Annotated in this window: 16 protein-coding genes and 1 pseudogene; 8 read left to right on the top strand and 9 right to left on the bottom strand. The window is 41.1% G+C overall.

Translation table 11 applies throughout. The features are described 5' to 3' along the window. Positions 1–376: 376 nt before the first annotated feature. Positions 377–2,869 carry a PKD domain-containing protein gene (locus MSBR3_RS20860; protein WP_329956823.1) on the bottom strand — a complete coding sequence of 831 codons (2,493 nt, stop codon included), beginning with the start codon at positions 2,867–2,869 and terminating at the stop codon, positions 377–379. 440 nt (positions 2,870–3,309) lie between these two features. On the opposite strand from MSBR3_RS20860, the gene MSBR3_RS02760 reads away from it, so the two are divergent. The 8 genes from MSBR3_RS02760 to MSBR3_RS02790 all read left to right on the top strand — a co-directional run bounded on the left by MSBR3_RS02760 (position 3,310) and on the right by MSBR3_RS02790 (position 10,872). Next, on the top strand, positions 3,310–4,113 hold the full coding sequence (locus tag MSBR3_RS02760; RefSeq protein ID WP_048106300.1) for an indole-3-glycerol-phosphate synthase: 804 nt from the start codon (positions 3,310–3,312) through the stop codon (positions 4,111–4,113). A 303-nt stretch (positions 4,114–4,416) separates the two neighbouring features. Next, on the top strand, positions 4,417–5,697 hold the full coding sequence (gene trpB, locus MSBR3_RS02765) for a tryptophan synthase subunit beta (protein WP_463605538.1): 1,281 nt from the start codon (positions 4,417–4,419) through the stop codon (positions 5,695–5,697). Position 5,698: 1 nt separating this feature from the next. Further along, on the top strand, positions 5,699–6,490 hold the full coding sequence (gene trpA / locus MSBR3_RS02770) for a tryptophan synthase subunit alpha (protein ID WP_048106301.1): 792 nt from the start codon (positions 5,699–5,701) through the stop codon (positions 6,488–6,490). 168 nt (positions 6,491–6,658) lie between these two features. After that, entirely contained in the window at positions 6,659–7,759 is a 1,101-nt protein-coding gene (trpD, locus tag MSBR3_RS02775) for an anthranilate phosphoribosyltransferase (protein WP_048106302.1), read from the top strand. Beyond that, complete coding sequence (locus MSBR3_RS02780; RefSeq protein WP_048106303.1) at positions 7,756–8,472, top strand: phosphoribosylanthranilate isomerase; 717 nt, start codon at positions 7,756–7,758, stop codon at positions 8,470–8,472. Before trpD ends, MSBR3_RS02780 begins: the two co-directional genes overlap by 4 nt. Continuing rightward, a complete protein-coding gene (gene trpE / locus MSBR3_RS02785; protein ID WP_048106305.1) occupies positions 8,459–10,102 on the top strand; it encodes an anthranilate synthase component I in 1,644 nt (547 codons plus the stop codon). Before MSBR3_RS02780 ends, trpE begins: the two co-directional genes overlap by 14 nt. 33 nt (positions 10,103–10,135) lie before the next feature. Next, complete coding sequence (locus MSBR3_RS19900) at positions 10,136–10,273, top strand: hypothetical protein (protein WP_155396679.1); 138 nt, start codon at positions 10,136–10,138, stop codon at positions 10,271–10,273. Next, positions 10,270–10,872 (top strand): aminodeoxychorismate/anthranilate synthase component II, encoded by a 603-nt coding sequence (locus MSBR3_RS02790; protein ID WP_048106307.1) that lies wholly within the window; start codon positions 10,270–10,272, stop codon positions 10,870–10,872. The genes MSBR3_RS19900 and MSBR3_RS02790 overlap by 4 nt, the downstream gene beginning before the upstream one ends. Before the next feature lie 233 nt (positions 10,873–11,105). Here the strand turns inward: MSBR3_RS02790 and MSBR3_RS02795 are convergent, their stop codons facing one another. The 8 genes and pseudogenes from MSBR3_RS02795 to MSBR3_RS02840 all read right to left on the bottom strand — a co-directional run bounded on the left by MSBR3_RS02795 (position 11,106) and on the right by MSBR3_RS02840 (position 22,449). Then, on the bottom strand, positions 11,106–11,858 hold the full coding sequence (locus MSBR3_RS02795; RefSeq protein ID WP_048106308.1) for a hypothetical protein: 753 nt from the start codon (positions 11,856–11,858) through the stop codon (positions 11,106–11,108). A gap of 873 nt (positions 11,859–12,731) precedes the next feature. Continuing rightward, entirely contained in the window at positions 12,732–13,628 is an 897-nt protein-coding gene (locus MSBR3_RS02800) for a hypothetical protein (protein WP_048106310.1), read from the bottom strand. A gap of 378 nt (positions 13,629–14,006) precedes the next feature. Beyond that, the gene (locus MSBR3_RS02810; RefSeq protein ID WP_052723244.1) at positions 14,007–15,509 is read right to left on the bottom strand and encodes a NosD domain-containing protein; all 1,503 of its coding nucleotides are present in this window, start codon (positions 15,507–15,509) and stop codon (positions 14,007–14,009) included. A 329-nt stretch (positions 15,510–15,838) separates the two neighbouring features. Beyond that, positions 15,839–16,675: a hypothetical protein gene (locus MSBR3_RS02815; protein WP_048106312.1), complete on the bottom strand. Its 837-nt coding sequence runs from the start codon at positions 16,673–16,675 to the stop codon at positions 15,839–15,841. A gap of 204 nt (positions 16,676–16,879) precedes the next feature. Then, positions 16,880–17,821 carry a hypothetical protein gene (locus MSBR3_RS02820; protein ID WP_230627721.1) on the bottom strand — a complete coding sequence of 314 codons (942 nt, stop codon included), beginning with the start codon at positions 17,819–17,821 and terminating at the stop codon, positions 16,880–16,882. Positions 17,822–18,479: 658 nt separating this feature from the next. Next, a pseudogene (locus tag MSBR3_RS19240) lies at positions 18,480–19,856 on the bottom strand (monomethylamine:corrinoid methyltransferase). Positions 19,857–19,875: 19 nt separating this feature from the next. Then, complete coding sequence (locus tag MSBR3_RS02835; protein WP_048106316.1) at positions 19,876–20,529, bottom strand: methyltransferase cognate corrinoid protein; 654 nt, start codon at positions 20,527–20,529, stop codon at positions 19,876–19,878. A 465-nt stretch (positions 20,530–20,994) separates the two neighbouring features. After that, positions 20,995–22,449: a protoporphyrinogen/coproporphyrinogen oxidase gene (locus MSBR3_RS02840; protein ID WP_048106317.1), complete on the bottom strand. Its 1,455-nt coding sequence runs from the start codon at positions 22,447–22,449 to the stop codon at positions 20,995–20,997. Positions 22,450–22,981 lie beyond the last annotated feature (532 nt).

Consider the following 22,981-nt stretch of genomic DNA (forward strand, 5'->3'; position numbering starts at 1 on the left):
TATGCTGTGGCACTATTAATTGAGATTATGTACATAATCTGTAATTATTTTTTATAAATGAATTCCATCGAGAGCTATAAGAGATTTTCAAATGCTATTGTATCCACATTTAAAGATAAATCTCTCAGAGTTTGTTCCTGCACTAAGAAACTATCTAAAACTCAATAATGCACATTGAAAAATTAAAGTAATATTTTTCAGGTAGACAAGTAAAGGTATTAAAACAAAAAGATTAAAAGAATTACAGAAAATTCAAACAAGGCTAAAAGGATTGATTGATTGATTGATTGATTGATTGATTGATTGATTGATTTAATCAAATATAAATATCTTTTAGACCTTGTCTGTTTTTCATTAGCTACTCATCATTATTTACTTACTTTACTGTAATATAGTTAGAGATAGTTTTAGTGTTACTTCCAATAACATTCTTTACTGTTAAACTAACAGTATATTTTCCGGTTTTGGCATACTTATGCGTTGGGTTCTGAACTGTTGAAGTGCTCCCATCTCCAAAAGTCCATTTCCAGGAAGCTGGATAGCCTGTACTTTTATCTGTGAATTTTACTGTTAATGGTACTTTCCCGGACGTTGGAGATGCGGAAAATGCAGCAACGGGTTTTGCTACTATTGTGATATAATTCGTTTTTGTTACCGTATTACTACCTGCTGCGTTGGTAACTGTAAGTGTCACTGTATATTTTCCTGTTTTTGAATACTTATAAGTTGGATTCTGTTTTGTTGAAGTGTTTCCGTCACCAAAAGTCCATTTCCATTTAGTCGGCGTTCCTGTACTTTTATCTGTGAATTTTACTGTCAATGGAATTTTCCCAGAGGTTGGAGTTGCAGAAAATTCAGCAACAGGCTTTACAATAGCCGATTTGACGGTGATATAATTTGTTTTTGTTGTCGTGTTGCTGCCTGCAGCATTCTTTACCATTAAGCTAACAGTATATTTTCCTGCTTTACTGTATGTGTATGTAGGATTCTGCTTGGTTGAGGTATTCCCGTCTCCGAAAGTCCACTTCCATGAAGTTGGACTGTTGGTACTCATATCAGTAAATTTCACTTTAAGTGGAGCATACCCTTGAGTAATATCACTGCTGAACTTTGCTGTAGGAATTGGTAATATTGGTGGAGCAAACTTCTGAATGCGATCATTGTAACTATCGGCAACATAAACATTGCCTGAGTAATCTACAGCAACATCAGACGGATACTTGAATTGTCCATTCCCACTTCCGTAAGAGCCCCATGTAGTAATGAAGTTACCTTTACTGTCGAACTTCTGAATACGATGATTCGACTCATCTGCAATATAAACATTCCCAGAAGAATCTACAGCAATACCTTTTGGAGACCTGAATTGTCCATTCCCGTTTCCAGAGGAACCCCATTGAGTAAGATAGTAACCATTGCTATCAAACTTCTGGATGCGCTGATTATCAGTATCGGCAACATAGACATTGCCTGAGGAATCTACAGCGACACCGCATGGATAATAAAATTGTCCATCAATGCTTCCCCGAGAACCCCATCCTGTTATGAAGTTTCCGTTGCTATCAAACTTCTGAATGCGATTATTGTAAGTATCGGCAACATAAATATTGCCTGAGGAATCCATAGCAATACCCTTCGGAGACCTGAATTGTCCATTTCCGCTTCCGTAAGAACCCCATGTGGTAATGAAGCTGCCATTAGGACTTAATTTCTGAATCCGATTATTGGAAGTATCGATAACATAAACATTACCTTTAGAGTCTACGACAACATCATTTGGATCCAGATGGCTGTTTATACTGCTAAAAGAACCAAATCCGAAAAGAAAAATACCTTTACTGTTATATTTCTGAATATTATTACTATCATCGGCGACATAAACATTCCCAGAATAATCTACAGCAACACCATTTGGACTTGGATTCGAATCCCATCCACAATCGCCACCCCATTGAGCGAGGAATCCACCATTACTGTTAAACTTCTGTATACGGTTATTATTGGTATCGATGACATAAATATTATTTGAAGAGTCTACGGCCATACCTCTTGGTGAGTAAAATTTCCCTTCTCCACTGTAACCGTATGAACCCCATTGAGTAAGGTAATTACCGTTACTATCAAACTTCTGAATACGATCGTTACCGGAATCGGCAACATAAACATTGCTCTTAGTGTCGACAGCAATGCCTCTTGGATACTCAAATTTCCCTTCCCCACTATAACCATATGAACCCCATGTAGTAACGAATTTACCTTTGCTATCAAATTTCTGAATGCGATTGTTTCCGGAATCGGCAACATAAACATTGCCTTTAGAGTCTACAGAAACACTTTTTGGCTCTTTAAATTGTCCATTAGAACCACCGGAAGAACCTATTTGTGAGAGGTAATTGCCGTTGCTGTCAAACTTTTGATAGCGATTGTTTCCGGAATCGGCAACATAAACATTGTCTGAGGAATCTATAGCAATTCCCCATGGGCTGTTGAATTGTCCATTATTGGTGCCGGAATAACCCCATTTTTTGATAAACTGGCCATTGCTGTCGAATTTTTGAATGCGATTGTTTTTATTATCTGAAACATACACATTGCCCTTGGAGTCTACAGCAATACCTTCTGGATCCTCAAATTGTCCATTCCCGGTCCCTTCGGAACCCCACGTAGTTATGAAGTTACCTTTACTGTCAAATTTTTGAATTCGATTCTTATCTACATCAACAACATAAACGTTACCCGATGAATCTACAGCAGTACTTTCTGGAGAATCAAAATGCCCATAATTATTTTGAGCCCAACTTGTAACAAAATTATAAGTTTCAGCGTGCGTAACAGGTGCGCTTACCAATCCCAGAAAAACGATAGTCAAGCAAATTGACGTTATTTTGAATATATCGGCTTGTTGATATTTTATTTTAAATTCCTCCTTTATATTTCGCTTCATATTCATATATAAAAATGTTAATAACTTACAATTATTTTAATTTATAAAGTCTTTTCTTTAAATCTGAAATTTTCTTACTCAATGGAGTGTAAGACGAAAATTAGACACGTTAACAGTTTTTTTAGAACCAAAAATTTTTGCGATTTTTCTTCATGCTATGAATAAGTGGTAAGCAGTGCACCATTGAAAACGAGCAAGAAATGGACTCTGTTCTTGAAATCCAAAATAAGTTTGATTGAGAACATGAATTTCCGGCTTTTATGAAATCAGAATCTCAGTTCATACATCTGAGCATATCCAAAACCTATTTATAGGAAGTACTTCATTAGACGTTGATGTACAAAACTATACTTCAGTGATAAAATATGCACGCTTCAATTCTCCATATCCTCAATACAACAAAAACCCGTATCCAGGCTCTGGGGCCTCAGACCTGCCGTGAAGGCCTGGATATGGGATTTGAGAAAAGGGACTTTATCTCGGCTGTGGCAGATGCAAAAGCCGACGGGAAGGTGCCTGTAATTGCAGAGGTCAAGCCCGCGTCACCAGGGAGAGCTTTCAGAGATATTCTGCCTGGAACGGCTGCCGAGCTTGCATGGGAGATGGAAGAAGCCGGAGCTGTTGCAGTTTCGGTCCTGACCGAGCCTCTGGTATTCAGGGGATCACTTGAAAACCTGGATTCCGTGCGAAATACGGTTTGTTTACCTGTCCTGAGGAAAGATTTCATTATTGACAGGAAGCAGCTTGATGAAGTTCAAAGTGACCTTGTACTGCTGATCGCAGGTATCCTTGGGGAAGAACTAGGAGTTTTTGTCGAACTTGCTATTGAAAAGGGATTTGAACCTCTTGTAGAGGTCCATAACAAGCAAGAACTCGATTTAGCTCTTAAAACCGCTGCAAGAGTTATAGGAATTAATAACCGGGACTTAGAGACGCTTAAAATCGATCTCGGAACCACAGAAGAGCTGGCTCCTATTATCCGGGAGTGCGACCTTGATCACGGAACCAGGCATCTTATAATAAGCGAAAGCGGGATGAACAGCGTACTGGATGTCAGACGGGTAATTCAGGCAGGTGCTGATGCCGTGCTGATAGGTTCCGCACTTATGGAAAGTAATTCGGTTTTTGATAAAACAAAAGAATTTGTCCAGAGCGCTGGTTGGCGTTAATAACTTTTTTTTCAGACTTTTCGGAGCTTTCGGCCTGGCTGGACGGGTTGAAAAATCCACTCAGATTCATTTCAGATCCACTCAAAATCCGTTTAAATCCGTTCAAAATCTGTTCAAAATTTGTTTAAAATCTGTTCAAAACTCACTCAAAATTTATAAAACTTTGATTAAAATCCTTTAAAAATTTACTTAAAAATCGTTCAAAACTAAATTTTGTTTCCATGATAAAATCAAAAACTGCACTTCCGAATGCGATATCAAATAACGTAATAGGACTACATCAAAAATAAGGGAGTAATAGAATTGACAGAAACTGAAATTTCAGAATTTCCTGCAAAGAACTCATACTTAAATGAGCTCACAGATTCGAAGAAGAACTTGAAAAACGAGCAGATGGGCCAGATAAAAGGAAAATATGGGAAATATGGGGGACAGTACGTACCCGAAGTTCTCATGCCGGCCTTAGAAGAGCTGGAAGAGGGATACGAGCGGTATAAGAACGACCCTGAATTCCTTGCCGAGCTTGACCATTACCTGCAGGATTTTGCAGGCAGGAAAACGCCTCTTTATTTTGCCAGGAACCTGAGCAAAAAGTACGGGTCAAAAATTTACCTCAAACGGGAAGACCTTGTGCACGGAGGGGCACACAAGTTAAATAACGCTATCGGACAGGCCCTGCTTGCAAAATACATGGGAAAAACCAGGCTGATTGCCGAAACCGGTGCAGGACAGCACGGAACTGCAACTGCTATGGCAGGAGCAAACCTTGGACTTGAAACTATCGTGTACATGGGTGCTAAAGATGTCAAGCGTCAGCAAATGAATGCCTATCGCATGGAACTCATGGGCACTAAAGTAGTACCTGTGGAAACCGGATCAAGAACCCTTAAAGATGCCATTAACGAGGCTTTCAGGGACTGGGTCACAAACGTAGGAAACACACATTACCTCATGGGCTCGGTTGTAGGGCCTCATCCCTATCCTGTAATAGTAAGGGATTTCCAGAGTGTTATAGGGCGTGAAGTAAAGGGGCAAATTCTGCAAAAAGAAGGGCGTATGCCTGACTCCATTATTGCCTGTGCAGGTGGCGGAAGCAATGCAATGGGAATTTTCTATCCCTTTATAGAAGATAAAGAAGTCAAATTGATTGCTGTAGAAGCCGGAGGAAAATCACTGAAATGCACGGAAAAAGCCGCTCTTCATTCAGCCTCCCTCTGTGCAGGAGAAGAAGGTATCCTGCACGGTGCAAGAACAAAAGTACTGCAGGATAAAAACGGACAGATCCTTGAATCCGAATCCGTTTCCGCTGGGCTTGACTACTCAGGGGTTGGACCTGAACTGGCTTACCTGTCCGAGAGCGGCCGGGTTACAGCCCGGTATGCGACTGATGACGAAGCCGTTGAAGCTTTTCACGAATTGAGCAGGCTTGAAGGAATAATTCCTGCACTGGAATCTTCCCATGCCCTTGCCTACCTGAAAAAATCCTCGGAAGCCGGGGAACTTGGAGAGGTAGTGGTTGTAAATCTGTCTGGAAGAGGCGATAAGGATCTGGAAACCGTCCTTAGCCTGAGAGGAGGGATCTGAGATGGAGAGACAAAAAATCTCCGAAAAATTCTCCGAACTCAGGGAGAGAAAAGAAGGAGCCCTGATCTGTTACGTAATGGCAGGAGATCCGTCTGCAAAAAAAACCGAGGAAATTGTAAAAGCTCTGGTAAACGGAGGTGCAGATATTATAGAACTCGGTTTTCCTTTTTCGGACCCTGTAGCGGATGGCCCGACAATCCAGGTGGCAGGCCAGAGGGCACTTTCCGCAGGCATGGATACACAGCGCTATTTTGAGCTTATTAAAACCCTGGATGTTGGGATTCCACTTGTTTGCATGACCTATTATAACCCTGTATTCAGGTACGGAGTGGAAAAATTTGTAGAAAAAGCTGCAGATGCCGGAATAAGCGGACTGATAGTACCCGATATCCCTGTAGAAGAAGCGGCTGACCTGAAAAGTAGCTGCGAAAAGCACGGGCTTGACCTGATTTTCCTAATTGCACCCACAACAACCGAGGGAAGGGTCCGAAAGATCCTGGAGAGAGGTTCTGGTTTCCTTTACCTTGTCTCAAGGCTTGGGGTCACAGGAGCCAGGGAAGATGTCTCGTCTTCTACCAGAGAGCTACTTTCCAGAGTAGAAACCGGGCTTCCTAAGGCTGTGGGATTCGGGATTTCAACAGGAAAACAGGCTGCAGAAGTTAGAGAAGCAGGAGCGGATGCTGTCATAGTCGGTTCGGCTTTTGTTAAGATTATAGAGGAAGGAAAAGACGTAAACGAAAGGCTTGAAGCCCTTGCAAGTGAACTAAAATCCGGAATCAGAAGAGCCAGTTGAAGGGAAATAATCCGGAATACAAAGAACATCAACAGTTGGAAAATATAGAATGTCAGTTGGAAAATAAAGAAAATCAACAGTTGGAAAATAAAGAATGTTAACAATTCTAATAATTGTATAATTATCTGAAAGGAATAAATCAGGAATTAAAAGGAGGAGGGAGGAGAAATGCAGAGATACATTCAAAAGCTGGAAGAAGGGCAGGATCTGAGCCCCGAAGAAGCCGAAGCTGCAGTAGGCAAAATTCTGAGTACAGCACAGGACGAAGAAATCGGGAAATTTCTGCTGGCTCTGAGGGCAAAAGGTGAAAAGCCCGAAGAAATTGTGGGTTTTGTAAGGGGGATGAAAAAAGCCGGAAACACGATCCGGCCCAAAACACCTTTCAGGCTTGTGGATACTTGCGGGACAGGAGGAGATGGCCTAAATACAATTAATATCTCGACCGCAGCTGCCATTGTTACTGCTGCAGCAGGCGTTCCTGTAGCCAAGCATGGAAACCGGGCTGCAACTTCAATGTCAGGGAGTTCGGATGTACTTGAGGCGCTTGGAATTAAAATTGACCTGGAGCCTGAAGCTGTCAGGCAAACAATCGAAGAGATAGGAATAGGGTTCATGTTTGCTCCGGTTTTTCACCCGGCTATGAAGAGGGTTGCAGGGGTAAGGAAAAAGCTCGGGGTCCGCACGGTTTTCAATATTCTTGGGCCTCTGACAAATCCGGCAGGTGCTAAGGGGCAGGTAATAGGGGTCTTTGATAAAAGGCTCTGTGAACCAATTGCCTGTGCTCTTGCGGAACTAGGGACCGAGCATGCTCTTGTTGTGCACGGAGACGGAATGGATGAAATCACAAATACGGGTGAAACCTATGTTGCAGAGTTAAAAGACGGAAGTGTTTCAACTTATACGCTGAATCCGGAAGATCTTGGTATGCTGCAGGCAAATCCCGAGGATATAAAGGGTGGTACTCCAAAAGAAAATGCAAAAGACCTGCTGTGCATATTTAAGGGTCAGAAAGGGCCAAAAAGAGATATTGTAGTTCTGAATGCAGCTGCAGCACTGTATGTTGGCGGTATAGTAGGTTCTATCAGGCAAGCAATTCCTATTGCCGAGGATGCCATAGACAGTGGAAAAGTCATGGTTAAATTCAATCAATTCAGGACTTTTACTTCAGGGTTTTACAGACAGAAAAGTAAGAGAAATCTTTCGGGAAAAAGAACTTCGATGCGCTCCGGAACGTCTATATTAAGCCCGACCTCGGGAGAGAGGGCATGACAGCGAAAGCGAAAACAAGAACGAAAATCTGCGGAATTCGCAGCCCTGAAGAAATCGAACTCGCAGCTTTTTACGGAGCCGATGCAGTTGGATTTATTACGGAAGTTCCTGTTGAAAGCCCAAGAAAACTAGATTCCGATACTGCTGCCTACCTTGTATCCAGAGTCCCTGAAACTCTGAGTTCCGTACTGGTAATCATGCCTGAAAACGCGAATACTGCCTTGGAACTGATTGAAAAGATAAAACCCGATATAGTACAGATACATTCAAGGCTTCCTCTTCTTGAACTCGAAATAATAAAAGAAAAAACCGGAATCCCTATCATAAAAACTCTGTCCGTACCTGCACAGGGAGAGGCTTCAAGCGAAAGTCCAGAAAACTCGGCTTTTGCCTCAAGCCTGCTTGAAGAGGTCAACCTTCTGGAAGATGCAGACATTGTAGATTCCATTCTGCTTGATTCGGCAAGGCCCGAAAAGCCAGGTGGCACAGGCTGTGTGCACGACTGGACTTTGAGCCGGCGAATCTCAGAAGAAACGCAGCTTCCCCTTATTCTTGCAGGTGGGCTCAAGCCTGAAAATGTGCGGGAAGCGGTCAGAGCTGTTTCTCCTTATGCTGTGGACACGGCATCCGGGGTTGAGACCTGCGGGAAAAAAGATGCCGTAAAAATCAAAAGTTTTATTGAAGAAGTGAGGTGTGCTAATGCTTTCCTTTGACCTTGGAAAAGAAGAATTCAAAGAGCTTGCTTCTGGAATGGCCCAGTCAGGTTTTATCCAGCTCCTTGCAAGAATCGATAACATTACCTGTTCTCCTCTTGAACTTTACCGCACCCTGCGTGCCTCAGGGACCTCAGGTTATTCGTACCTGCTGGAATCAGTGGAAAAACAGGAAACTAAGGCAAGATACTCCTTTGTTGGAAATGACCCTGATGCCGTAGTTAGAATAAGTGACAGGAAAATTTCACTTGAGCTCCTTAACCCAGGTGCTTCGACTTTTTTTGAAGGAGTTCTCTCGAAAATCAAAGGTACCTGCGGGTGTGAAACCGTAGAGGAGGAAAATCCGGAGAAAGAAAACTCAGAAATGGGAAGCGTAAAATTCACGGCTCCAATTCCTCAGGGAAAAGATGGTTTCGATGCCCTTCGCCTGGCATTTCCTCCTGAAAACGGGATGGGACTCTTGAATGCTCAGCGTTTTGACAGGCAGACCTTCCTGGGCGGAGCTATAGGTTATACAGCTTATGATGCTATTTACGATAGCTGGTTAGGGGTCGAAAAAGGCTTTGAATCCGAAATTCCGGAACTCCAGTACCTGCTGGTCTCGAAAACTTTTGTTTTCGACCATATGACTGAAGAAATATATATCGTGTTCACTCCTTTTATAAACCCGGGTTCGGATGCAGGAGAAATCTATGAAACAGCTCTTATGGAAGCCGAAAAGCTCTATACCATACTAAAGGAAGCTCCTCTTTCCGGAGATTCAATAGAATCAGCGATACCGAGCGGATCAATTTTTTCTGGCTTACCTGTTTCGGACAGTAGCGACGGACAACAGAAATTTGAGGAATCGGTAATTCAGGCGAAAGAACATATTTTTGCAGGAGATATCTTTCAGGCAGTCCTTTCCAGAAAACGTGAATTTACGCTTGAGCAGTCGCCTTTTGAACTTTATATGCAGCTTCGAGCAATTAATCCAAGTCCTTACATGTACATCTTTGAATTTGGAGATCTGGCAATTGTCGGGGCAAGCCCTGAAACTCTGCTGACTGTACATAAAAGGACTCTAATCACAAATCCGATTGCAGGCACCTGCCCTCGTGGAAAAAACGAAGCCGAGGATGAGGCTTTTGCTGCACATATGCTGCATGATGAGAAAGAAAGGGCTGAGCATGTAATGCTTGTCGATCTTGGAAGAAACGATGTGAGAATGGTTACGGAAAGCGGTTCGGTAAAGGTTTCCGAGTTCATGAAAGTCCTGAAGTATTCTCATGTCCAGCATATAGAAAGTAAGGTTATAGGCACCCTGAGACCTGAATGTGACCAGTTCGATGCTTTCAGGGCAATATTTCCGGCAGGAACTCTCTCGGGAGCTCCGAAAATCCGTGCCATGGAAATTATTTCCGAACTTGAAACTTCCCCGCGAGGGATCTACGGTGGAGGAGTCGGATATTATAGCTGGAACGGAGACGCTGATTTTGCAATCGTAATTCGGACAATTATTGTACAGGATAAGAAGGCGTCAGTGCAGGCCGGAGCAGGAATCGTAGCTGACTCTGATCCTGGTTACGAATTCAGGGAAACCGAACGTAAGATGGGAGCAATGCTTGCAGCAATCGACGGGGAACTTTAAAGAGTTTAATTAGGTAATTATGGGGTGAAGTTTGTGAAAAGAAGTTCAAATATGGACATTTTACATGAAATAAATCCAGTAAACGGATTGTTCACGAAAAAGGAGGTTAAAAAAGAGAAACCAGGAGAAAATGAACTAAAAATGATAAGGTCAGGAGGTATGTTCAGATGAAGGTGGTTTTCATAAACAACAAGGATTCCTTTGTATGGAATCTTGTAGACTATATCTCTTATTTTGAAACCGATACCATGGTACTTCCCAATACGGTTTCCCTGGAAGAACTTAGAGAGATTAAGCCTGATGCCCTGGTTATTTCTCCAGGTCCAGGGAATCCTTCAGACCAAAGGGATATAGGAAATTGCCTTGAAATAATCAGGGAATTGGGCAGGGAAATTCCCCTTCTTGGAGTCTGCCTGGGGCATCAGGCAATTAATGTGGCCTTCGGCGGAGTTGTCAGAAGAAGCAAGGTTGGCCCAGTGCATGGAAAAAGTTCAAAGATTCTGCATAAGGAATCTGCACTATTTTCAGCTTTTGAAGGCCCGTTCCAGGCAGGCCGTTATCATTCGCTTGAGATTGGGGAGCCAGCGCCCGGGATAAAAGTTACTGCCAGGGCTGAAGACGGGAGCATTATGGCAGTGGAACATGTAAAGTATCCAATCTATGGCCTGCAGTTCCATCCCGAATCCGTGCTTACTCCCGATGGGCTAAAAATAATAGAAAGTTTTCTGGAAATTTCCAAAAATCATAAAAATAAGCAAACGGCTGTATAAACAGCCAAAATATTTTCAGGAGAGTTTTTAGAATTACCAGCTTCGTTTTGTCTGATTATCAGATTCATTTGTCTGATTATCAGGTTCATTTACTAATTATCATCCTCGTTTTACTTGATTATCAGGTTTATTTTACTTGATTATCAGGTTAATTTGCTGATTATAATTCTCATTTTACTTGAAACAGGACAATTTTTCCTTGATTGTCAGGAAATTTTCCTCAATTGTCAGGCTTACTTGTCCTTCCTGGTAGCTTTAGTTTCAGGCTCCTGCTGCACATCTTCTCCCTCTTCCTCAAAGAACTCCTCTTCTGTAAATTCTTCATTGGGCCTGGCTTCATAACCTGCAGGCTGAAGATTCTGAAGCTCTGAGAATTGACTTACGGTTTGGGCAATAAGCTGTGGGTATTTTTCAATCTGTTCCCTTGTAATAAACCCTGAGTCTTCGGAATATTCTATAATTTCTTCTCTAGCTTCTTTTGCTTCCTCAGTAAGATCTTCAAGCTGCTGCCTGTTTGCGAGATAAGCCATTTCCTCAAGTGACATTGTTGTCCAAAGGGTTACAACTTCCATTTTCTTCTCAACTGCACCCAGGCCTATTATTTTAAGCGTGTCGAGCGCAAGTTTTGCAGGTTCAAGCATCTGGAACTGTACCGCTCCTTTTCCAATCTCCTGTGTAGCTTTTGAGAAAGACCACATTACATTGGAGAAATTCTTATCAATTGCAGCTTCAGAAAGAGATTTAAGGTCACTTAGGACTGTGGACGCAACATTCTCAATCTTTTTCTGGATAGCTTTATTTCCAATATTCCTTAGTGAGATAACGACTCTCTTCAAATCATTCTCTAAATTTCCTTCGAGCAGTTCTTGCCCGAATTCCCGGAGGTACTCAGCATATTGGAGCGCATCATATTCATTCTGTTCTCTTACTGCTCGTTCTCCAGATTCTCCAAGTTCAATAGCCTTTTGTTCATTCAGTGAGAACATATTAAAACCCCTTTCAGTAAAATTCGTTAGAAATTCTCGGATTTTGAAAATTTAAGTATTTATATAGGTTTACTCAGATATTAGTCTTCCTATAATTTTCAAAATATGTCGAGAACTTCAAGGTTTCTGTTTAGATATAATTTATGTATTTTCTTGACAGAGATCGAAACTAAACTGGGTTAAAGCAAAGCTAGCCCGAACAAAGAACATAAAGATAAAATAGAAAGAGTTAAATACATTTCATGCATAATATATATCATCTGAGTAAAAAAACTCACGCCGGGTTTCTGGCATATTCTCCTGCGTGAGCAAAATCAACCTCTGAGGTAGGAGGAAGGGTTCAACTCCTTACCTTCCTTCTACCTGAACAACCGTGTTTTATGCTAAGTGCAGAGTTTTTGTATGCTAAGTGCAGATTAAATCTAAACGGCTTTTTATGTAAGTGCAGATTAAATCTAAACGGCTTTTATAACAATTCACTTTGAAACCTCAAACACTTATCAAGGAAACAACAACTTGCTTTAGAGAAATACTTTAATAATTTATTTAAAACTTATGGTTTCAAAGAAGTGATAAACTTTCAAAGAGTGATCGGGCGCTTATTTCGACTTCACAAGGGTTTGAACCTTTAAAATCCTTTTAATGTTCTTGATAAAAGAAGAGAATTCCCGGTTGAGAGTTTTAAAAATCGTAATCAAGAAGTATATCAAAAGTAAAATTAATAAAATATTTAAAGCTCCAGAATAAAACCAGGCAGTCCAAAGGAACGAAAAGTTTATTATGTTAAACATTTTGCCTGGACAAGCACATTCTTCATGCAAATAGCTGGAAGTAAACATCTTAACTATATAAATGGCTGCGTAAGAGAACTTCTCACTCCTGAATTTCCAGATCAGATTGAATTTTTTTCTGAATGGCTTTTATTCCCTGGAATTTCTCCGTTTTCTCCTCGGAACTCGTGTAGCCGATATCTTTAAAATTATCAAGAGCCACTTCCGCCACGACTGAAGAATTACTTAGAGCCTTTTCTTCAGCCTGGACTCGAAGAGTCTCAAGCGTCCACTGGCACTGCAAAACTGCGTCATTAAGTCCCTTCTTTATAGATAATTTTCCAATATCTTCTATGGAAAGCGCTGTTGAACTCAGAGCTTCATCGAAGTAATTCTCCACCGCAAGCTTGCCTATTTCTTCAAGTAAAAGCAGGCTACTTACAGTTTCAAGTTCAAGGTTTTTTGCTGCAACTTTTTTCCCGATTTCTCCCAGGCAGGTTACTGCACTTAACATTACTTCCTCCATATCACGCCTGGCAGCAGAGGTTCCGATCTCTTTAAAAAGTAAAGAAAAGGCAATTACTTTTTCCTGACCCCATTCTTCAGGGGAGAAGTTCCAGATCTCCATAAGGGTTGTAGCAGCGACCTTTGAGCCAGCTTCTAGCGAATGTGCAGCTGCAGTTTTTCCCAGTTTTCCTATTGCTACAAAAGCCTTGTCCAGAACTGACTCAAACCCGTTATCTGCTGCTTTCCTTGCCAGTTTCCCGAGGGACAGGATCGAATTAATCGTAACAAGCTCCATCTCTCTCTCTGCAGCTGCCTGTGCGCTACTTTCAATTGATAGGATAACTCTCTCGGCATCTGCCTTTTCGTTTTCTGAAAGGAAATCTGCTGCAATCCCTGTTAGGGAGTCAAGGGCCTGGAAAGCTCTGTTCTCATCTCCTTCATCAACTGCAGATAAACTTACTTCAACTGCCTCTGCCTCGTTTAATGTAATCACTCTTTTTGCCCCTCTTTATTGTTAGTATCCCTTTTTATTGGTAGCATCCTTTTTTATTGTTAGTATCCCTTTTTATTGGTAGCATCCTTTTTTATTGTTAGTATCCCTTTTTTACTGGTGGAACACACTAATCTTCAATTTTTCCTGCGAATTTATAATTCTTGCCTGTATGTTTCATCGCATATTTTCAATTTCAGATTACTGCGTAAGTTATACGGCCTGCGCAGGAAACTGAGTCTGGCTTACTCTATGAAATTACGAGGTTATTAGTGTTACTATTTTGTAACAGGGGCGGTTGATTCAAAAAATAAATATCCGTTTTTTGCAGCAAGTTAGTTTTGAGCTTGGTCGTAATTAAGTATTAACCAAAGGTTCCTGTTATCCGATGTTGTTTTTCTCTTCATAGGCAAGGACGTTTTCCAGAACTTTTTCGTACACTTCTTTGTCTTCCAGTCCGATAATTCTCGCCCTAACTCTGTCTGTGGTAATATTCCCATCCAGCTGCATGTAAACATATGTTCCATTTTCAGTACCTACAATCATTGAAGAGTCTGGAATATAGCCCACATCAAAATAAGTTGCAAGTGGAGGGTTTTTGTTTATATTTACAGAAATAAATGTTACTTTATCTCCATATCTGGAGGCCAGCTCGTCTAGAATAGGTTTCATATGTTGGCAGGCTTCACACCATTCAGCTCCAAGTCTCAAAAAGACCGGGCCTTCCTCTAGGAATTTGTTTATCTGTCCAAGGTCGGTTGTTTCGATAACAACTCCTTTTTCGCGATTACTTGTTGCCTTTTCAGGGTATTTTTTCTCAAATAGCGCCAGTAAAGTGTTTCCACTAGGGCCCAAAGTTTCGTAATGATTGCCTGAAGAAATTCTATTTACCATAGGCATATAATCAATAGCTCCGGTGATCTGGTTAATGGCGTACTGGTTATCGATTACACCATCTCCATCAGCATCTGCTCCCGTATGATCATTCCAGAAATTACCTGCTGAGCTACTGTTCCAGGTGTTATTTCCTTCGTCTGCAGCGTTCAGAAAGTTAATAAACTCATTTTCATATAACGAATTGTTTGATGAACCCTTTAGATACGTGCCAATGCCATTAAGGTAGAGGTTATTATTGGTTAAAATATTGGATCCTGCTGCCTGGCCGAGAATCCCATACTCGTTTTTCAAAATGAGGTTATAAGCAAGCTTATTTCCTTGAGACATTTGCAAGATAACGCCTACTTCATTTGAACATGCTGTATTGTTAACAAGAGTATTGTTAAAAGAATCATTCAGTGAAATTCCCTGATTATTTTCTACTATCCAATTGTTTGACAGTTCATTCTTTTCGGAGTTGTCAAGCACAATTCCATCGTTTCCAAGGCTTACAAGGTTTCCATTGAGATAGTTGCCCTGAGAACTCTTAAGAACAATCCCCTGATCAGTCAGTACTAGCGTATTGTTATTTAAGGAGCAGTTTCTCACGCCTTCAAGGTAAAACCCGACTTGCTGATACGTATCCTTTCCTAAAGGATCTCCTGCAATGTAAAAACCGTTTACTGTCACATTGTCTGAGCTGATACTAAAGACCGGATTGTCAGAAACCGTACCTATAATATAAGTGCGGTTAGTCTGGCTGCCTGAAAAAACTTGATGGGAGCGAATTGTAAGTTCCTTGTTGACTATTATATCTTCTCTGTACACCCCAGGGCTTACAAGGACTGTATCCCGGTCATGTGCATTATTGACAGCTTCCTGGATCGATGTATAATTCCCGTCCCCATTATTATTTACAGTAACAACCTCAGCCTCGGCATGAGTTGCCGCTGTCCAAAGTATTAAAAGAAGAATTATGAGAATAATCTGAACTGGTTTCCTTTTCATGAACCAATAACCCCCTGATTACTAAAGTTGTTCCAGCAAAAGAGAAGTTTTGCTTTTCTAACAACTCGTAAGAGGAATAATTGGAATAAAAATCATTATGAAATATATGTTCTGAAAAATATCCCTTAAATATTAAAGTTTCCTGCGTTTTTCACGCCTCTCAGTAATATCCAGAACTAGCACTATTTCCAGTACTCTGTTGATACATCCATTTAACGCCGGTATGTCGTTTTTTAGTTTAGCATCTACCTTGAACCGAGAATTTCCTGGATCAGTAGCCAGGACCAAAGCTATCTGGATCCAATGAAACTCTAAAACTTAAGAAGTTTTCAATCAAGAGATTCGGCTTCGTGTATATATTCAGACCCGTTTAGAGTATCAAGGGCTAGTTTTGTCATGAGCATATGGCTTATTAAAAACTTTTCTTTAACTTCAAAAATCATTGTTCCTAGAGAATTTGTAGTTCTTATGATTAGATTTTCAAAGTCGGTAAAACCCGAATACGAAGATTCGTTTTCCGAAAGAACAGGAATCTCCTCAAGGGAGTTTATTTCTCCTCCCTGTTGAACAAGCAGGCTAAAACTACCCGGAAACTCTCCGGAGAAGAGAATAGCCTCTTTTCCAGGAGGGCGAGATAAGAGGATATATGACTTTGGAGGAAGAAATCCTCCGTTTTCCGGTATCTGGATACTCTGCTGCCCGAAAGTTTCCTTTCCTATGGATCCTATAGCAAGAGTCGCAGCAATCGCCTCTCTTTCCGTTTTCTGAAGCGAGGCGGAGTTTGCGATTTCTCCAAGATATGCGACTGCGATCCTGACTGCGGACTCCATATTTTGCCCAACAGCTGCTTTCCCGATTGTACAGAGCGAGTAAAGGATGCTTAGACCGGTATCAGTCATTTTCTGTTCTCTTGCAATTTCAGCCATCTTTCCAAGTGAAAAAAGCGACAAAAATACCCCAATTTCCATTTTTTGGAAGACAGCTGCGCTACCTATATCTCTTATACTGATAACAGTTTTTTTTGCATCGGGTTCAAGTTTTCGGTTTATATATTCGGTCCCCCGTTCTGTAAGGAAATCTATGGATCTTAATACACCAAGCTCATCGTTATCCTTTACTGAAGTTAACCCGAGATCCGTTGCCCCGGTTTCGTTCAAAATAGACATTCAAAACACCCCACTAAAAATTTTTATGTCGGGAAAAGACACCTCAAAGTCAGATAATTCTTCCTGCATTCTTTTCCCTTTGAGGAACGCAGGAGTTGAGACTTAATACCGAATTGACTAACTCAGTACGAATAATCATCAAACTGAGCGGAAAAGTTCATAAATCTGTACCTGGAAAAGTTAATAGATCTATACCTGGAAAAGTTATAAATCTGTACCTGGTATTCTCTTCTTTCCCCTGGAAATTTTATTCAGCTTATCTTCCAGTCTCTCAATTTTCAATCTTTCAAAGTGCAGGAGAGCTACTTCAGCAATTATGGATGCACTCATAAGATAGCGGTCATCGGCATTGAATTTAATTGCCTCGAGCGAATAGGTTGCCTGGAGTAAAACCTTATTAAGCCCCTGACTGTCTGCAGTTTTTCCGATATCCTGGATAGAACGCACACTCATGTCTGCAGTTTCTTTTAAGTTCTTTTCAATTGCCCCAGTTCCGATCTCCTGCAGCAACAGCTCAGCGTTTAATGCCGCGTCCTCAAATTTCTGGCTTGCTGCAACCTTCCCTGTCTCCCCGAGAAGAGCAACTGTGCTGCTTGCAACATCACCCAGCTTTTGTGATGTAACACTTTTTCCGATCTCTCCAAGAGCGAAAATAACTGCAATCGTTCCTTTTTTATCTCTTCTAGAAGCTGCGGTATTTCCCATCTCACCAAGGCAGAAGGCTGCGATCTTTGCAGGAGTTTCCATTTTTTGTCCTGCTGCGACTTTTCCAAGCTCTCCTAATGCAAGTGCTATACTCACAAGTGCATTTTCCATATTTTGCTTGCGTGCTTCTGTGGCAACCTGTGGAAAAATCAAAAGCGTACTAACAACTACGGGTTCAAGTCCGGAAATAGCTGCCGCTCTCCCTATTTTTTTAATATATTCGATTAATCTTTTTGTGTCGTCTTCCTGTCCTTCTTTCGCATATTTCAGTGCAAGCTCGAAGAAGTAGTTAAGAACTTCTTTGGTTTCGGTTTCATTCTTTTCATCAACCAGATTCAGTCCAAGTTCCAAAGCTTCATTCTCATCGAGCGGTAGAATCCTTCGTGCCCCCAGGTTCTCTCTTAAGTAAGTATGGATATGTGAGAATATGAGCTTTATCATGGGAAAAAAGCACTATTAAGAAATATTTAAAACTTCTACACCTGAATTAACTTGGAAATATTTGACTAAAAGTATCAACAAGGAAAATTATTTATATCATACATAGGTAATAAGAATCCGGTTGCTTACGACGGGAAATATTAAAGCCTCATTTCACACACCAGAAACAAAACGGTTATTATGAAAGATAAGTTTCACTCCCTTCTTCTTATCCATTTATGACCGTTTTCTCGTAAGCAGCTATCCTTTTTATCTTTACAAATTTTAAAGAATTCAGTATCGATAGTGGGAAACTCACTTAAGTAAACCTATTTGAGTCATTGAATACCTTTTTCCTATCAAAATTGACCAGCTTGGGTTATGTACTGGTATTTAAATAGAAGTACTTAAAAAGGATATCACTTTCATAAAAATATACAGTATTGTGAAGGACTGCGAAGGAAAGTATAGAATATTTCGCAGGAAAATTCACGATGACTGTGAAAGAAGGTAAAAAACACTTTGAGAAGTATCCGAAATGTATCCCAAAAATACTCAAAAAATATTACAAAAGTCCGAAAGCCTGGACTAAAAGCCCAGACCAGTCGGAGAATTAAGCGACTTCTTAACTGGCTTCTATTTTGAGAAGTAACTTCAGTTTTAACAAACTATTTTTATTTTAGAATACAAGCCCTAATTCTTGGAGCTTCTTTCTTGCTCCGTCGTATACCTGCATGTACTCATCAGTTGGTGTTACTGTCTTTACGTCGTAGCATTCCTGGAATGTCTTTCCTGCCGGAGCGTTTGCATAATTCTTCTCGTAGAGTGCTACAAGCTTGTCAAGGATCACATTTACTTCAGAGATTTCGACTCCTGCGGTTGCCCTTGCCACTTCTCCCATCATCCTGGCTTCCATACCAGTAGTCTTGTCTGTAACTACACCCTTTGCGGCTGCAACACCTGAGAGAATTTCTCTTCCAGAAGCTGTGTCAGTAATTGATTGGGCTGAAGCCTCAAGCAGACACATCTCAGTGCATGGGCCTGCACATGGGTAGTACTGGTTGCCTGACAGTATGTCTGTAAATTCTGAAATTGTTGCACATGCCCAGCCTGCAATCATCAGGGTTTCCCTGGTGTTGGTTGATCCCCAGCGTATGTGGACAGGACCGTCCAGATGCCAGCTTGCGGTGCTCATTATCACGGCGTTTATGTGGGTTGCAACGTCTACAATTGTGGTTTCTTCAATTCCACCCGCGTATCCGCCGAAAATCGGCATCTGTTCGTCCATTATGATGTCGCTATTTGCAGTGTAGTGGGCAATAACCGAGATTGCATCCAGGTCGATCTTGAGTTCACAGAGTTGCGAGACCTCGTGGCTGTCCGTACAGGTCATTCCGCCAGCACAGTCGGCGGAAATGTTTCCCTGAGCGGACAGGGAGGTCTCTGGGCCCTAGACAGCCATGCCAGGCCTACCAGCCATGGCGCAAGCATTTTTAATGAGTCTTGTTTCTGTCTTTGCAGCAAGAACTTCGTAAGGGCTCTTTGGAATAGGCGCTTTCCCGCGTACTGTAGTCATTACACCATTGACGATAGTGTCGACTTCTTTTTCCAGGGCATAGCTCATGTGAACGGGCATAAACACATTTTCGGAAATCGGAGAACCAGTAGGTCCACCCTGCACTATTGGCTTTTTCTTGTCACCAACGTTTCTTTTCCTAACATTTACTGCTTCCCTGCCTGTACCAAGCACGAATTCTTTCTGCACGTTGTTAATTGCATCCCAGATTTCATCTTCAGTGTACTTTACGATCCTGTGTGTGTCTGTACAGTAAATTCCGCAGTCAAGGAGCATCTCAAAGCCTGCGTTGAAGAGTTTTTCCATCATTTCCTTGTCTGTCGGAACAAACTCTCCCTTGAAGTCAAGCCCGTATTTCTGCTTGAGTTCCATTGCCTTCATCGGGATCCTCATGAGGTCCCAGTCGTCCAGAGTACATTTTTCCCCTACTTTTGCCCTGTCATAAAAGTCATAGCAGTCAAATGATTTTCTAAATGTCATTTTCTTTTGCCTCCCAGGATTATTTCATAACCTCAAGTGCAACTTTTGCAGCTTCAGCAGCATTTTCTGCAGTTGCATCTGCTCCAATTTCGGAAATCCATTTATCAGATACAGGAGCTCCTCCGAACATGCACTTTACACTGTCCCTGAGGTTTTCTTCTCTAAGCCTGTCCATCAGGTCTTTCTGACCGAGCATAGAGGTGGTCATAAGGGCTGAGCCTACTAAGAGGACCTTTTCTCCTTTGTGCTTTGCAGCCTCTTCTACAACATCTTCATTCTGGACGTCAACTCCCATGTCAACGATCTGGAACCCGTTTGCTCCTAACATGGTGGTAACAAGCCTGTGACCAATGTCGTGAATATCTCCTTCTGCAACAAAAGTAATTGCAAGTCCAGCTTCTTCTCCTTCTTCCTTGCTCTTTTCAAGTTCGGGGGTAAGGACTTCCATTGCATTGCTCATTGCTTTTCCAGACATCATGATCTGGGGCAGGAAAATCTCGGCGGCTTCGAACTTGTCACCGACGATTTTCATTCCGACGGAAAGGCCCTTCGTAATAATATCAAGCGCCGGAATTCCTGCAGCCAGGGCCTCCTTGCATAGCTGTGCAGTACCTGCGACGTTCTGATTTACGATTGCGTCGCGTAACTTATCAAATATCTCTTGATTTGTCATCCCATTATCACTTCTTTTTGTTTTTTACGTTTGGCCGGTCAGGAATTAGCTATTCACTTGCCGGATAACGGAAGCTCATTACCTCTTGATTTAATATAAATCTTTTCCTTGGGTGTTGGGATTATATATATTTTGTGCCATAAAATTTGCGATTGATTAAAATTTATATAAGTATTTTTCGATTGAATTTTTTTGAAAAATCTGCCAGAAAAATTAACAGCAAACATGAAAAATGTTAGGTTAATTGCACCTCCACACAAAAAGAAAGAAAAAATGCATTATTCCGTAAAAATCAAAAACAATAATTAAAGGCCGCTTTCACAACTTCATCTTAGAATTCTTTCAGCCAGGAGTTGGCCAGGTTGCCACAAAAAGGAAAAAATGTTTCAAAAGGGTTGAAATATCTTTCCAATTCCTAAAAATAAATGCAATTATGTCTGTTATATAATCAATATAGCAGACACTTTAATGAAGATTTCCATCTTCGTTAAGAATCTTCAGGAGCTCGATAATCGAATATGAAGCTCGAGTAATTCCCATACTGCGTTTATCAGTGTCCGTGCCCGCAACGTACAGATTCCGAACAGGAGTTCGAATATCTGCGAATTTCCCGTTAATGGTAACTGCGGCTTTTTCTGGAACCGTTATCTGTTCGTGCTGCATATCGATATATTTCTCAATGTTTGGATGGGCACGGAAAATCGTATCGTAGGCTTTTTTTATCTCCTCTTCTTCGTTTTTATTTTCGTCGACCACGAAAGAAAAGCCTATAAGCTGTTTATCCTTTGGAGCAAGCGAAGGATCATAGTTACTTATGGGTGTTGCCCAGTAGGCGAAATCCTTGAACCAGATCTCTGATCCCGTGTAATTAAAATCGGAAAATTCTTTTTCCAGTCCAAGCCAGATTGTCAGGCTTTTGCTGTGGACTATATCTTCCAGATTTGCCTTATACTCCTGAGGGAGATCCATTATAAGTCTGGGAAGCTCGGTTGCAAAACCTGTGTAGATAACGAGGTCAGAGTTATATACTTCATCGGCTTCCACGCCTGAAATCTTTCCGTCCTGTACAAGGATGGATTTGACCTCACATCTCGTTTTGATCTCAACGGTTTCCGGAAGTGAATAAAGAACAGCGTTGAGCAGGGCTTTTAAGCCTTTTCTGGGATAACCCTGAGAATAGTTTACATTATTTGTTGCAAGCCTTTCCAGAGAGGTAAAAGGCTGGGTGACCCTGGTCATCCTGGCCTGAAGGGAGGCATGGAGATGGTACGGGAGGACTGAGGCAAGGATAGACTCTGTAGACTGTGACTTTTTGGGTTCCAGTCTTCCGATCATTGCATCAAACTGTTCCTGGGTAATGCTGTCTCTGACAAAACTGCTTCCTGACAGAACCCGTTGGGCAGAGGTTTCCTTCATTGACTTACCTGAGAGGAAAGCTGATATCGTGTCCACAAAATCGTAAGTTTCTTTTGAAAGGCTTTTTGGCAGAAAATCATATACTGACTGGTCGGACAGATCTATTCCAAATGAAGACAGAGTAAAGGCTTTTGTAAGAGTCTGGGAAAGTAGTAGTCTGTCCTTTCTTGGAAGCACATCAAAGGTCACGAAATCTTTGAGGTTGGAAGGAACTTTGACAAGAGTATTTTCAGTCCGAACGTAATAATGCCCATATTCCTCAAACACAGGCAAAAAGTCAAAGTAATTATCCATCAACCTCTTCAGAGGTCCTTCAATCAGATGAGTAATTGCGTGTGCTCCTGTATCTACCTGATAGCCATCTACCATGTAGCTGTTGCAGTTCCCGCCCAAATGCTGTCTTTTTTCAAGAACAAGGACTTTTTTTCCATGCTTTGAAAGCGTAAGTGCTGCAAGAAGCCCGCTTATGCCCGCCCCGACGACAATTACATCGTATCTTTTCATACCTTAAACTACCTCAGTTTTTTCCAGCGAATTAAGTTACAGTTAAATACAATTATTTGCCTTATTCTTTCAACTTACAAATTAAAATCATATTGTCAGAGTTCTAAATTAGTGGAAGGGTTGAGTGAAATATCTGAAAATTATAATAAATTACTTTAGATCCAGGATGTTATTAAAATCATACTGTACGATTATGATTTATCCTCTTTATATTTGATCCCTGGCTTACATTTGCAGAGTAACATAGAGAAAAAAATAGTATTTATAATTAACAGTCAATTGGTAAATAAGGTGCAGATTACAATAATTTGAACTTATCCTGTATTCATATTTTATACAAAAGGAGTTGGCTGGTGACTCCAAAACTTATTAATCGCATTGAAATTATAAAGAACACATTTGTAATCCTTTGACCAAACAAACTAATTCATGAACTGATTTATAAGTAAATACCTTACTTAATATTATACTTAATACTATACTTAATACTATACTTAATACTATACTTAATACCGTACTTCTTATTGTTGTT

This window comes from Methanosarcina barkeri 3 (genome assembly GCF_000970305.1).
GTDB lineage: Archaea > Halobacteriota > Methanosarcinia > Methanosarcinales > Methanosarcinaceae > Methanosarcina > Methanosarcina barkeri_A.